The sequence below is a fragment of the Oceanobacter sp. 3_MG-2023 genome, from assembly GCF_030688925.1.
In the GTDB taxonomy this organism is placed as follows: Bacteria; Pseudomonadota; Gammaproteobacteria; order Pseudomonadales; family Oceanobacteraceae; genus Oceanobacter.
The window spans coordinates 192673-205470 of record NZ_JAUYVX010000001.1; the positions used below are offsets into that span (position 1 = coordinate 192673).

The window sequence follows — 12798 nt, forward strand, 5'->3', positions numbered from 1 at the left end:
TGCAACATCTATGTGTCGCGGCGGGTGCCGGCATCATTCTTGGGGTTATGGTTCCCTGGAGTGGTCTTTTTTTCGCGATAATCTGGATTCTTCTATGGCTTCTGCAGCGGACGAGTCATTCGTGTCGTACTGGAATAACGGTTCGCTGGCTGGTTGCGCTGGCCGTGATGTCATTCGCCAGTATCTATGGCCAACTCTGGTTGTCTTTGCAGCTCCAGCACCGCTTGCCTGCGTCTTTGGATCGTACCGATGTCGAGCTGGTGCTGGAGGTGATCGCCCGGGAAGGCGATAGTCTGCAAACGGTATCGAGCCATGCTTCCACGTCACCAGCCGCCGATAAAAACAGACATGACAAACCGGCTGATGGTTATCAGAAAGTTACCGTTGCTGTAATACAGCAGCATCCGCTGGATGGCTTGGCTGGAGATCAGCAGTTGCCGCCATTACGACGTCTGGTCCTGGGTTATTACCAGGCCGAGCCTGTGTTGCAGGTAGGCGATACACTGCGCGCCCAGGTCCGTTTACGAGCCATTCGGGGGTTTGCCAATGGCTTGCCCTTTGATTATGAAGCCTGGATGTTGCGCCAGGGCATTGATGGCCGTGGTTATATCCGCTCGATTGCGGCCTCTGGTACAGCGATAGATAACGCGGCACCAGAGGTGCCTTTGCTGACACAATGGCGGCAGTACGGTCTGGAGCGACTGCAGCATATTCCCTCAGCGTCTGGCCGCCGCTGGGTAGCAGGCTTGGTATTTGGTATTCAGGATGCGTTCAGTCCGCGACACTGGCAATTGGCCCGGGATACCGGCACCTTGCATCTGTTGGTGGTGAGTGGTCTGCATTTGGGTTTGGTCGCTGGCGTGTGTGGTTTGCTGATGGGTCTGGTTGTCCGCTTGTTGGCACCAGTGTATGAAATAAATGCCGGGCGACGCTTGTGGGGCAGCGGCATATGGATCGCTACGGTGTGTCTTGTGTATGCGCTGTTGGCCGGGGCGGGCATCGCGTTGCAGCGGGCCTGGATTATGTTGCTGGTTATGTTGCTGGTGATGGGCTTGCGCCGTCGACTGGCACCGGTGGCCGCGCTGTCTTATGCCTTTGTTATTGTGCTGCTGGTCAATCCTCTGATGTTTACCTCCGCAGGTTTCGGTTTTTCGATGATGGCAGTGGCGTCCTTATTGTTATTTCTGGGTGGCCGACGGGTTAATCTGTGGCAGGGATTATGGCTGCCACAATGGCTGGTATTTCTGGGCTTGTTACCCTTGATGCTGTGGTGGGGGCAGGCGGTGGGGTGGGTGCATTTACTGTGTAACGCAATTGCTATCCCTGTACTGGGGCTGGTGATGTTGCCACTGTCATTTTTGTTGCTGGTTTGGCCTGTGGACTGGGCTGTCGCTGCAATGGAACAGCTGGATGCTATCTGGTGGCTCGGATTGGAGCAGGCGCTTGAGTGGCCCTTGCCAGTTGTAACGTTTCTGCCTGACACGATATTGGCTGCAGTGCTGTTGTTGATGCTGCTGGTGTATTTGGGGTTGCGGCCCGGGTTGTCCTTTCTGGTCATCAGTGTGGCGCTGGCGGTGGTGTTTTCTCCCCCGGGTTGGCATGCACCGGCCCCGCCGCAGGTACGCTTGCTGGATGTGGGGCAAGGGCAGAGCTTGGTGGTCAGTGCCGGCGGCAAGGCATTGGTGTATGACCTGGGTGCTTCATTTGGTCCTGAATTCAGTGCTGCCGAATTTATGCTGTTGCCATCTTTGCGGCGTCTGGGGAATCCTGAAGTAACCGACCTGGTGCTGAGCCACAGCGATTCGGATCATGCTGGCGGTCTGAATATCTGGTTACAACAGCGAGCCAACAACGTCAGTGGTTTTAATGGCCATAACGCGCGTATCTGGCTGGGTCAGCCGCCAGCCGCTTATCGTCCCTTGATTCGGGATGCCGGGCTGACGTGGCCCCTGGCGTCGGTGCAAACCTGTCATGGGGACGATCGCTGGCGTTTATGGTCTGTGGATATTCCCACCACCGCGTCGACAGGTTTTGTCGAGCCGATGGCTGTGCGTTTTCGTTTCTTGCGTACGGCTGAACACCTTCACGATAACGACAATGATGCCTCTTGTGTGCTGCAGCTTGAGTGGTTCGGGCGACGGGTTCTGGTGCCCGGGGATATTTCCCGGCTGGCGGAGCAGGCATTGGTCGCACGTTATGGCAGCGAGTTGCGCTCCGATGTGCTGGTTGCGTCCCACCATGGCAGTGCCAGTTCCTCCTCCCGGTTGTTTTTGCAGCAGGTTGCGCCAGGGCAGGTGTGGATTTCTGCCGGATTCAACAACCGTTACCGGCATCCATCGACCAGCGTAATTGAGCGCCTGGAGCGTCTGGGTATCCCCTGGCTATCCACCATTGATCGTGGCGCAATCCGTATGGATCAGACCGGTACGGTGACGGCTGTCCGGGATGGCTGGGCACCGCCCTGGCGTCAACTCTGATGCTGGTGTTGCCGGTGATATCCGCTGGTTGGATAAAAACTGTTCGATTCGGCTGTGGGCAATGCTCTGTCGGAGATGTGACAGGGGTTTCAGGCTGTTGTGATGGTGGTGGCGATGGTCTTATGCAAGCTCTGGGCTTGTGCTAGAGTAGCGCGCAAATTGACTTATGGAGAGACTGTGCATGTTTGAGATCATCCAGAGCGGTGGTTGGATGATGGTACCAATCATTCTGTGTTCGGTACTGGCATTAGGCATCAGCGTTGAGCGTTTCTGGACGCTGCGTGTAGTACAGGTTGCGCCTCCTGATTTGTTGGCCAAAATCTGGTCATGGATGAAAAACAAGCAGTTGAATGCCGAGCGTATTCGCGAACTGCAGGAGTCTTGCCCGCTGGGACGGGTATTGGCTGCCGGGCTGGTAAATTCTCGCCATGGTCGTCAAATCATGAAAGAGAGCATCGAGGAAGTGGCTTCCCAGGAAATTCATATTCTGGAGCGCTATCTGAATGCCCTGGGCACGGTAGCCGCGGTTGCACCGCTGCTGGGTTTGCTGGGTACGGTGATCGGTATGATCAAGGTGTTTTCGGAAATCATGATCCAGGGCACCGGGCAAGCCAGTGTACTGGCCGGTGGTATCTCTGAGGCGCTGGTGACAACCGCGGCCGGGCTGATGATTGCGATACCCGCGCTGGTGTGTCATCGCATGTTGCAGCGTCGAATCGATGACATTGTGGTGTTTATGGAGCAGGAATCCATCAAGCTGGTCGATGTTCTTCATGGTGATCGGGAAGTGGTAGATAATTCAGAGGCCAGTCAGTGAATTTCAAACGCCAGCAGCGAGAAGAGGTGGCGGTTAACCTGACGCCTCTGATCGACATTGTTTTTTTGTTGCTGATCTTTTTTATGGTGTCGACCACCTTTACCCAGGAAAGCCACCTGAGTATCGATTTGCCTGAAGCCGCTGCCAGTGACAAGGCTGTACCAGCGGCATCGATCGAGGTCGTGGTCTCTGCCACCGGCGAATATTCCGTCAATGAACAGCAGCTGATCAATCAGCAGCTGGAAACCTTGAAACGGGCGATTTTCAAGGTGCTTGATGGCCGCAAGACCGCACCACTGATTATTACTGCCGATGCCAACGCGACACATGCGTCGGTCGTCAAGGCGATGGATGCGGCGGGGCAGTTGGGATTGGTTAATATCAGTATTACCACCAGGCAGCCAAGCAATGGCAGTTGATCCCGAGCGTAATCCGGCGGACAAGGCACCGAAACAGCAAGACGTCAAAACACTCTACAAACGCCTGTTACGTTATGTCTGGCCCCACAAGGGCGCATTTCTGATCAGTGTGCTGGGGCTGGCATTATACGCCTCGGCACAACCGGTACTGGCACATTTGATGGGCCTGGTTGAAGAAACCTTACGTGACCCGACCGAGCAGAAAATCCTGCTGTTGATCGGCTTGCTGATGGGGACGTTCTTTTATCGGGGTGTCGGTACGTTTCTGGGCAAGTATTTTATCGCCATTGTCGGCCGTAACGTTGTTCACTCCTTGCGGGTCGAACTGTTTGGTAAAATGACGCGGCTGCCAAGCGCCTTTTATGATGGTGAATCCAGTGGCCGCCTGATCTCCAGGGTCACCTTTGATGTGGATCAGGTGTCGGGGGCTTCAACCAGAGCCCTGACGACATTGATCCAGGAAGGTCTGACGGTCATTTTCCTGATGGGCTACCTGATTTATCTGGATTACACCCTGACACTGGTGTTTCTGGTGCTGGTACCGTTTATTGTTGCGGTGGTCGGGCTGGCGAGCCGGTTTTTCCGCCGTTACAGCCGCCGGGTGCAGCAGTCGGTAGGGGATGTCACCCAGGTCACTAACGACAGCATCAAGGGCTATCGCGAAGTGCGTACCTTTGGTGGCGTTGACTATGAACGCAGCCGGTTTACTGCCGCCAGCGAATACAATCGCAAGCAGGCGCTCAAGTTTGAGCTGACCAATGCCATCAGTGTGCCGTTGACCCAACAGATCGTATCAATCGGGTTGGGGGTGATGATTTTTGTCATGTTCCAGCGCGTGGCTGCCGGCTCCATGACCAGTGCAGACTTTTTCCAGTTTATTACTGCTGCTTCCCTGATTGCCAAACCATTGCGGGCGTTGACCGATATCAATGCCATGGTGCAGCGCGGCCTGGCTGCCGCAGAGTCCATCTTCACGGTGCTGGATGCGGATGAAGAGCGCGATGCCGGCACCCAGACAATCGATCGGGCCAATGGCACCATGTCGCTGGAAAACGTGGTCTTGCAATATGCCGGAGCGGCGGAACCTGCGGTTAAATCGGTGAGTCTCGATATCACAGCGGGCACCTCGGTGGCGATTGTTGGTAAATCGGGCAGTGGCAAAACCAGTTTGGTGAACATGCTGCCTCGTTTCTATGATGTCAGTGACGGCGTTATTCGTCTGGATGGTATTGATCTGCGGGATCTGACTCTGGACAGCTTGCGGCGGCAAATCGCCATTGTCGGCCAACAGGTCACTTTGTTTGACGGCTCGGTGCGTGACAATATTGCCTATGGCCGGGCCGGGCAGTATACCGATGAGCAGGTGCTGGCGGCGGCGCGAGCAGCCCATGCGGATGAGTTTATCGAGCAATTGCCCAACGGGTACGATACCCGCCTGGGTGAAAATGGCGTATTGCTGTCCGGCGGCCAGCGTCAACGTATTGCAATCGCCCGGGCGATTCTGAAGGATGCTCCCGTGCTGATTCTGGATGAAGCCACCTCGGCACTGGATACCGGTTCCGAGCGCCATATCCAGGCCGCCATGGAAGAGGTCATGAAAGGGCGCACCACCTTTGTCATTGCCCATCGCCTCAGTACGATTGAACATGTCGACCGGATTCTGGTAATGGACAGCGGGCGGGTGGTTGAAGACGGCACGCATCTGGAGCTGTTGGAGCAGGGCGGCATCTACTCGCAGCTGTATCTGATGCAGTTCGGCTCGGAAGGCAAGCATGTCTGATGGCGTAAAGCAGACCAATGGCCTGGCGCACTGGATCGAGCGCCACTGGTACCGGTCGCCGTTATTCAATATCTGGCTGTTGCCACTGCAAGGGCTGTTCTGGCTGGCCGTTACGTTGCGGCGCTTTTTCTATGCGCTGTTGCCACCCCTGTCATCGGCGGTCCCTGTGATCGTGGTGGGCAATATCAGTGTGGGTGGTACTGGCAAAACCCCTCTGATCATCTGGTTGGCTAATCGCGCCCAGGAAATGAATATGCGTGTTGGCATTGTCAGTCGTGGTTATGGCGGTGAGACGGACAACTACCCTTTGGAAGTGCGGCAAGATACCCCGGCCAGTGAATGCGGCGATGAGCCAAAATTACTGTTTGAGCGCCTGGGATGCCCCGTGGTGGTTGATCCCCAGCGCAAACGGGCGGTTGACTATCTGGCTGGCAAGGTCGACCTGGTATTGAGTGATGATGGCCTGCAGCATTACGCCATGGCACGAGTCGCCGAGCTGGTTGTTGTTGATGGCGAACGGGGTTTTGGTAACGGCTGGTTATTACCTATCGGGCCATTACGTGAACCTGAAACCCGGCTCGACAGTGTCGATCGGGTGATTGTGAACGGCAAGGATTTCGTGCTGCAACCGTTGGCGATGATTAATGCGATCACGGCTGAGCGTATGGATCTGCTAACCTTGGCGAATGAAGAGGTTCACGCCGTCGCGGGGATTGGCCACCCGGAACGGTTTTTCAATACCTTGCGACAGCTGGGCCTGACACCCCTTGAACACCCGTTTGCGGATCATCATCCTTTTACTGCGAATGATCTGGCTTTTGACGATAACAAGCCGGTGGTGATGACCGAAAAGGACTGGGTAAAATGCCGGTCCTTTGTAACTGAAAATTGCTGGTACGTACCGGTGGATGCAGTGCCTGACCGTTCTACCCGGCAGGCTCTGGATACCTTGCTGACAACCTGGGGAGAGAAATACCATGGATAAACAACTACTGGCGATGCTGGTATGCCCACTGTGCAAGGGCAAGCTGAAATACGATGCTGAAGCACAAGAATTGTTATGCACCTTCGATGGCCTGGCTTTCCCTATTGTTGATGGTGTGCCGGTTATGCTGGAAGGTGAAGCCCGCCGTCTGTCGGTTGACGAAAAGCTCGACAAATCCCAATCAGCCACGACTGCCCAGCCATAATGACCGTGACGGCTACACCACAACTGTCGGTGCTATTTGTTTGCCTGGGTAATATTTGTCGTTCACCGACCGCTCACGGCGTTTTCCAGAAAATGGTGGATAACGCCGGATTATCCGATCGAGTGCGCATAGACTCAGCTGGTACGGCTGCCTGGCATATCGGCAAGTGTCCGGATTCGCGGGCAATCAGTGCCGCGGCTGGCCGCGGGTATAACCTGTCGGTACTGAAAGCACGGCAAGTGATCGCTGAAGACCTGCAGGTGTTTGACTATGTGTTGGCGATGGACAGTGCCAACCTGGTCGAATTGCAACAGCTCGCCAGGGAACAGCAAGGATTACAGACTGATGGCGCTGCAGTGACAACGCCATCCCGGTTTTTACAGTTTGCGCACAATACTCCGTTGCTGGATGTGCCGGATCCGTATTATGGCGGAGATGATGGCTTCGACCAGGTGCTGGACATGGTTGAAGATGGCTGTCGAGGCTTGCTGGCAGAGATTCGACGGCAGACAGGGCTTGTCTCTTGATTTGCGCCAACGTGGATATGTCGGCCATGAACACCTTGGCTTTACCGGGGCGCAGCGAATTTTTTGCTCGTTTTGGCGATCTTTCCGATCTGTTGGAGCACATGGAATGGGCGGCTAGCCACCAGCTCCCCATTCGCATGATTGGCGGCGGCAGTAATGTACTGATGCCGGCTCAAGTTAATGGACTGGTATTGCAATCGGCGATGACCGCTGTCACGGTTCGTACGTGTACTCAAGAGACACTGACCGTCGCCGTTGATGCTGGCATGAATTGGCATGACTGGGTATTAAACAGTACGACGTTTGGCCATGGGCTGGAAAATCTGGCACTGATTCCCGGTACTGTTGGTGCCGCGCCGGTACAGAATATTGGTGCTTATGGCGTGGAAGTCGCTGAATTGATCGAGCAGGTTGAAGGCTTTCAGATCAGTACGCGGCAGTGGCGTATTCTCTCCCGTCAGGCTTGCCGGTTTGATTATCGGGATTCCATTTTTCGCCATGAATTGGCCAATGATTTTATTGTTGTACGGGTGGTGTTTGCACTCAAGCGACAGTTTTCGCCCAACCTTTCTTATGCGCCGTTGGCCCAGTGGGCAGCAGAGCAGGCTTGTGCTGCTGGTCGAATGACGCCAGAGAACCTGATTGCTGCAGTATGTGCTATTCGACAATCCCGCTTGCCCGATCCGGCGCAGCTACCCAATGCCGGATCTTTTTTCAAAAATCCACTGGTATCGACCGCTGTCGCTGATGGTCTGAAATCCCGTTACCCAGACTTGCCGGTTTATTCCGCTCGCTTGCCACAACAACGAAAACTGGCGGCGGGGTGGCTGGTTGATCAGTGTGGCTGGAGAGGGAAATCATTGGGGCCGGTCCGTATGCATCAGCAGCAAGCACTGGTATTGACTGCCCCGGAAACCGCCACCCTGGTACAGGTGCAGGCATTGCAACAGGCCGTGGTTGATTCGGTATGGCGGCGTTTTGGGGTCAGGTTGGAACCCGAGCCGCAGATCTTCGGCGCGTGAGGCTTGGGCTGGGCAAGGTGTACCGCTGTTGGGTATGTTCCGTTACTGGATAGCAAGCCGTAGCGGAAACTGTTTTAGCACCAGGCCATCGTCCTCGCTCCAGCGGATCATCCAGCCATCTTGTTCACTCCAGTCTCCCAGTACCCAGCGTTGTCGCCATTTGCCCTGGTGTTGCCACTCATGGGTGGCGGGGCGGTGGGTATGGCCATGAATCATGATATCGACTCCGGCATCGTCCAGCGCCTTGTCTACTTCGGAGAGGGTGACATCCATAATATCATTGTCTTTCATTTGGCCGCTTTTCTGGCTCTGCTCGCGCGCCTGGCGGGCGAAGGCGATACGCTCGTCGATGCTCTGGCTGAGGAATTGCTGTTGCCATTGCGGGTTGCGGAACATGTGCCGCACCTGTTGGTATTCCAGATCACGGGTACAGAGACTGTCACCATGAAGTAACAGGATGGGTGCATTGCCCAGTGTGATGGTGGCGTACTCATCCAGCAGCTGACTACCGGTGCGCTGGCAGAAGTCAGCACCAATGAGGAAGTCGCGATTACCATGCATGATATAAACGGCGCAATGGCGCTGGCTTAATGCCGCCAGCGCCTGCTCTACCTGGCGAGTCAGCCCGGTAGCAATATCATCCCCGATCCAGACCTCAAAAAAATCTCCCAGAATATACAAGGCCTCGGCATCGACCAACTGGTTGATGAACGACAAAAAACCGGCAGTAATGGCGGGTTTTTCTGATGTCAGGTGCAGGTCGGAGATGAAATAGACAGCCATCAGTCGATAATTTCCATTTTCTCGATCAAAACGTCTTCGACTGGTACATCACCATGGCCCAGCTTGTTGGTGGTCTCAACCGCCTTGATACGGTTGACCACTTCCATGCCTTCGACGACTTCGCCGAATACGCAATAACCCCAGCCCTGCATGTTTTTGCCAGTATGGTTCAGGAAGTCATTGTCCTTGACGTTGATAAAGAACTGGCTGCTGGCGGAGTGAGGATCCATGGTGCGAGCCATGGCCAGTGTGCCGGCGGTATTTTTCAGGCCGTTGTCTGCTTCGTTCTTGATTGGTTCCTTGCCTTCCGGTTTTTCGGTCATGCCGGGCGTAAAGCCACCGCCCTGAACCATAAAGTTATCGATGACACGGTGGAAAATCAGGCCGTCATAAAAACCGTCTTTGACATAGCTTTCAAAGTTGGCTGCTGTTATCGGGGCTTTTTCGTGGTTCAGCTCAATCTTGATATCGCCGAAGTTGGTTTTAAGCAGAATCATATAACTGTCTTCCGGTTGTTGAATCACTGGAGCGTGATACGTATGAATTCGTGTAACACATGCGTGTTCGGGTGCGTATAATAGCGCCTTTTTTACGGGCTTACAGCGTTGCAAATGCTTGTCTGGCATGAGGAAATGCCATTCTGGTGGCTGCAGCGCCCTGCGAGCCAATTATTTTTTGCTTTAAGGTGGTTATGACAGACGCTCCTGCTCGTGGTAACAACTTCGTTGCCAAAATCATTGAAGAAGATCTCGCCGGTGGCAAAGTACAACGGGTGGTTACCCGTTTTCCACCCGAGCCCAACGGCTATTTGCATGTTGGTCATGCAAAATCCATCTGCCTGAATTTCGGCGTAGCGGAGCAGTTTGGCGGTGGTTGCAATTTGCGTTTTGATGACACCAACCCGGAAAAGGAAAGCCAGGAGTTTATCGATGCCATCAAGGCTGATGTGCAATGGCTTGGCTTTCAATGGCAGGGCGACATCCACTACGCTTCAGATTATTTTGATCAGCTGCACGAGTGGGCGCTGCATCTGATTCGCACCGGCAATGCCTATGTGTGTGACTTGAGCGCAGAAGAGGCACGCCAGTACCGCGGCACCCTGACAGAGGCGGGTAAAAACAGCCCGTACCGGGAGCGCAGTGTGGATGAAAACCTGGCGCTGTTCGAAAAAATGCGGCTGGGTGAATTTGACGAAGGCGCCTGTGTGTTACGTGCCAAAATAGATATGGCCTCGGGCAATATGAACTTGCGCGACCCGATCATCTACCGTATTCGCAAGGTGTCCCATCATCAGACTGGGGACAAGTGGTGTATTTATCCGACCTACGACTTTACCCATGGTCAGTCGGACGCCATTGAAGGCGTGACGCATTCCGTCTGTACGCTGGAGTTTGAAGATCACCGGCCATTGTACGAGTGGTTTATTGCCCATCTGCCGGTACCGGTAGAGCCAAAACAGTATGAATTTGGTCGCCTGAATCTTGATTATACCGTTACCTCGAAGCGTAAACTGAAAGCACTTGTTGATAACCAGATCGTTAGTGGCTGGGATGACCCACGCATGCCAACCATTTCAGGTATGCGTCGCCGTGGCTTTACCCCGCGTTCCATCCGTAATTTCTGCGATATGATCGGTGTTACCCGCTCCGATGGTCTGGTCGACGTCGCCATGCTGGAACATGCCGTGCGTGATGATCTGAATCGTCATGCGCCGCGAGCCATGTGTGTGATCAACCCACTCAAGGTGGTAATTGAGAATCTTGCCGAAGATCATCTGGAAATGCTGAGTGCGGACTACCACCAGGAGCTGGATCTGGGCAGTCGCGCAATGCCCTTTACCCGTGAGTTGTTTATTGATCAAGACGACTTCAAGGAAGAGTACAGCAAGAAGTTCAAAAAGAAATTCACCCCCGGCAAGCGCATTCGCCTGCGTCATGGCTATGTAATTGAAGCCACGGATTACGAGAAAAACGACGCCGGACAGGTTGTATTGGTACGTGCCCAACTGATTGAAAACACCCTGGGTGTGGACCCTGAAGACGGCAACAAGCCCAAAGGGGTCGTGCACTGGGTCTCGGCGAGTCACGGCGTACAGGCTGAATTGCGCCTGTACCAGCGGCTGTTTACTCATGTAACGCCAGACAAGGCTGAAGGCGACCTGATGGAGTTGATCAATCCGGAATCACTGACGGTTGTGCATGGCTGGATTGAGCCGGCATTGGCATCCATTGCCCCTGAAACGCACTTCCAGTTTGAACGTGAAGGGTATTACGTTTCTGACCAGAAAGATCATACCGCTGCAGCGCCTGTGTTTAACTTGACGATTGGCCTGCGTGAAGACAAAGAACTGAAAAAGGATTAAACCCTGTTATGACATTGTCCGTTTACAACACCCTGACCCGTCAAAAAGAGGTGTTTACACCCCTGGTGCCCGGAAAGGTTGGCATGTACGTCTGTGGCATGACAGTTTACGACTACTGTCACCTGGGCCATGCCCGGGTGATGATTGCCTTTGATGTGATTGCGCGGTATTTGCGCCATCGTGGCTTTGAAGTCAACTATGTTCGCAACATCACCGACATTGATGACAAGATCATCACTCGGGCCAATGAAAATGGCGAAGCATTCAATGTGCTGACTGAGCGGTTTATTGATGAGATGCATAAGGACTCCGCATCACTCGGGATCGAAATGCCCGATGCGGAGCCACGTGCAACAGCCCATATCGACGATATTGTTGCCCTGATTGAGACCCTGATTGACAAAGGCTTTGCCTATCCTGCAGCCAATGGTGATGTGTATTACTCGGTACGCAAGTTCGACGGCTATGGCAAGTTGTCGGGCAAGGTACTGGATGAGCTGGAAGCGGGTGCGCGGATCGGTGTTGACGAACACAAGCAGGATCCTCTCGACTTTGTGTTGTGGAAGTCAGCCAAACCGGACGAGCCACATTGGAAGTCACCCTGGGGGATCGGCCGCCCTGGCTGGCATGTCGAGTGTTCTGCCATGTCCAAATGCTGCCTGGGGGATACTTTCGATATTCATGGTGGTGGGCCAGATCTGAAATTCCCACACCATGAAAACGAAATAGCCCAGTCTGAGGCCGCCAATGGGGCGCATTACGTCAATACCTGGATGCATGCCGGGGCGGTGCGGGTTGATGGTGAAAAGATGTCCAAGTCATTGGGTAACTTTTTTACCATCCGCGAAATTCTCGACAAGTATCCTGCTGAAGTTGTGCGTTTTTTGCTGCTGTCGAGCCAGTATCGCAGTGCGATCAACTACAGCGAAGAGAGCCTGAAGGAATCACACACTCGTCTGGAGCGTTTCTATAATGCCCTGGATGGAGTTGAGGTTGGTGCTATCGAAGATGTGGAAAATGATTTTTCTGCACGTTTTCATGCAGCAATGGATGATGACTTCAACACCCCGGAAGCAATTGCCGTGCTGTTTGAGTTGGCGCGGGCCATTAACAAGGCCGAGGGGGCAGAGCAGGCAGCACTGGCCGGGCAATTACGTTATCTGGGGTCGGTTTTGGGGTGCTTGCAGTCGGAGCCGAAAGATTTTTTCCAGGCTGGTGCTGGAGATGAAGCCGACTGGATTGAAACCATGATCCAGCAGCGACTGGATGCCAAGAAAGCCAAGGACTTTGCCGCGGCTGATGCGGTGCGGGATACGCTGGCAGCCAAGGGAATCGTATTGAAAGATGGGCCGGAAGGAACGACCTGGATCAAGCAGTAGTCGACCACAGCCTGATCTGTTGATCCTTCACGTCTGATAGCG

Annotated in this window: 12 protein-coding genes; 10 read left to right on the forward strand and 2 right to left on the reverse strand. The window is 54.2% G+C overall.

Annotated features, from left to right (window positions below):
• Positions 1–47: 47 nt before the first annotated feature.
• The 8 genes from Q8W32_RS00855 to murB all read left to right on the forward strand — a co-directional run bounded on the left by Q8W32_RS00855 (position 48) and on the right by murB (position 8232).
• Entirely contained in the window at positions 48–2477 is a 2430-nt protein-coding gene (locus Q8W32_RS00855; protein WP_305413427.1) for a DNA internalization-related competence protein ComEC/Rec2, read from the forward strand.
• 181 nt (positions 2478–2658) lie between these two features.
• Complete coding sequence (locus Q8W32_RS00860; protein ID WP_303431643.1) at positions 2659–3294, forward strand: MotA/TolQ/ExbB proton channel family protein; 636 nt, start codon at positions 2659–2661, stop codon at positions 3292–3294.
• Complete coding sequence (locus Q8W32_RS00865; protein WP_303431641.1) at positions 3291–3713, forward strand: biopolymer transporter ExbD; 423 nt, start codon at positions 3291–3293, stop codon at positions 3711–3713. The genes Q8W32_RS00860 and Q8W32_RS00865 overlap by 4 nt, the downstream gene beginning before the upstream one ends.
• The gene (gene msbA, locus Q8W32_RS00870; protein WP_305413262.1) at positions 3703–5493 is read left to right on the forward strand and encodes a lipid A export permease/ATP-binding protein MsbA; all 1791 of its coding nucleotides are present in this window, start codon (positions 3703–3705) and stop codon (positions 5491–5493) included. The genes Q8W32_RS00865 and msbA overlap by 11 nt, the downstream gene beginning before the upstream one ends.
• Positions 5486–6478 carry a tetraacyldisaccharide 4'-kinase gene (gene lpxK, locus Q8W32_RS00875; RefSeq protein ID WP_305413264.1) on the forward strand — a complete coding sequence of 331 codons (993 nt, stop codon included), beginning with the start codon at positions 5486–5488 and terminating at the stop codon, positions 6476–6478. The genes msbA and lpxK overlap by 8 nt, the downstream gene beginning before the upstream one ends.
• Positions 6471–6683 carry a Trm112 family protein gene (locus Q8W32_RS00880; protein ID WP_303431637.1) on the forward strand — a complete coding sequence of 71 codons (213 nt, stop codon included), beginning with the start codon at positions 6471–6473 and terminating at the stop codon, positions 6681–6683. The genes lpxK and Q8W32_RS00880 overlap by 8 nt, the downstream gene beginning before the upstream one ends.
• Positions 6683–7210, forward strand: a complete 528-nt coding sequence (locus Q8W32_RS00885) for a low molecular weight protein-tyrosine-phosphatase (protein WP_305413266.1) — start codon at positions 6683–6685, stop codon at positions 7208–7210. Before Q8W32_RS00880 ends, Q8W32_RS00885 begins: the two co-directional genes overlap by 1 nt.
• Before the next feature lie 17 nt (positions 7211–7227).
• Positions 7228–8232, forward strand: coding sequence for a UDP-N-acetylmuramate dehydrogenase (murB, locus tag Q8W32_RS00890; protein WP_305413428.1), 1005 nt, complete (start codon positions 7228–7230; stop codon positions 8230–8232).
• Positions 8233–8274: 42 nt separating this feature from the next.
• Here murB and Q8W32_RS00895 read toward each other — a convergent pair whose 3' ends face one another.
• Positions 8275–9015 carry a UDP-2,3-diacylglucosamine diphosphatase gene (locus Q8W32_RS00895; RefSeq protein ID WP_303431635.1) on the reverse strand — a complete coding sequence of 247 codons (741 nt, stop codon included), beginning with the start codon at positions 9013–9015 and terminating at the stop codon, positions 8275–8277.
• Positions 9015–9512 carry a peptidylprolyl isomerase gene (locus tag Q8W32_RS00900; RefSeq protein ID WP_305413269.1) on the reverse strand — a complete coding sequence of 166 codons (498 nt, stop codon included), beginning with the start codon at positions 9510–9512 and terminating at the stop codon, positions 9015–9017. Before Q8W32_RS00900 ends, Q8W32_RS00895 begins: the two co-directional genes overlap by 1 nt.
• Positions 9513–9706: 194 nt before the next feature.
• On the opposite strand from Q8W32_RS00900, the gene Q8W32_RS00905 reads away from it, so the two are divergent.
• Positions 9707–11377: a glutamine--tRNA ligase/YqeY domain fusion protein gene (locus Q8W32_RS00905; RefSeq protein ID WP_303431633.1), complete on the forward strand. Its 1671-nt coding sequence runs from the start codon at positions 9707–9709 to the stop codon at positions 11375–11377.
• An 8-nt stretch (positions 11378–11385) separates the two neighbouring features.
• Entirely contained in the window at positions 11386–12756 is a 1371-nt protein-coding gene (gene cysS / locus Q8W32_RS00910) for a cysteine--tRNA ligase (RefSeq protein WP_305413270.1), read from the forward strand.
• Positions 12757–12798: the final 42 nt, after the last annotated feature.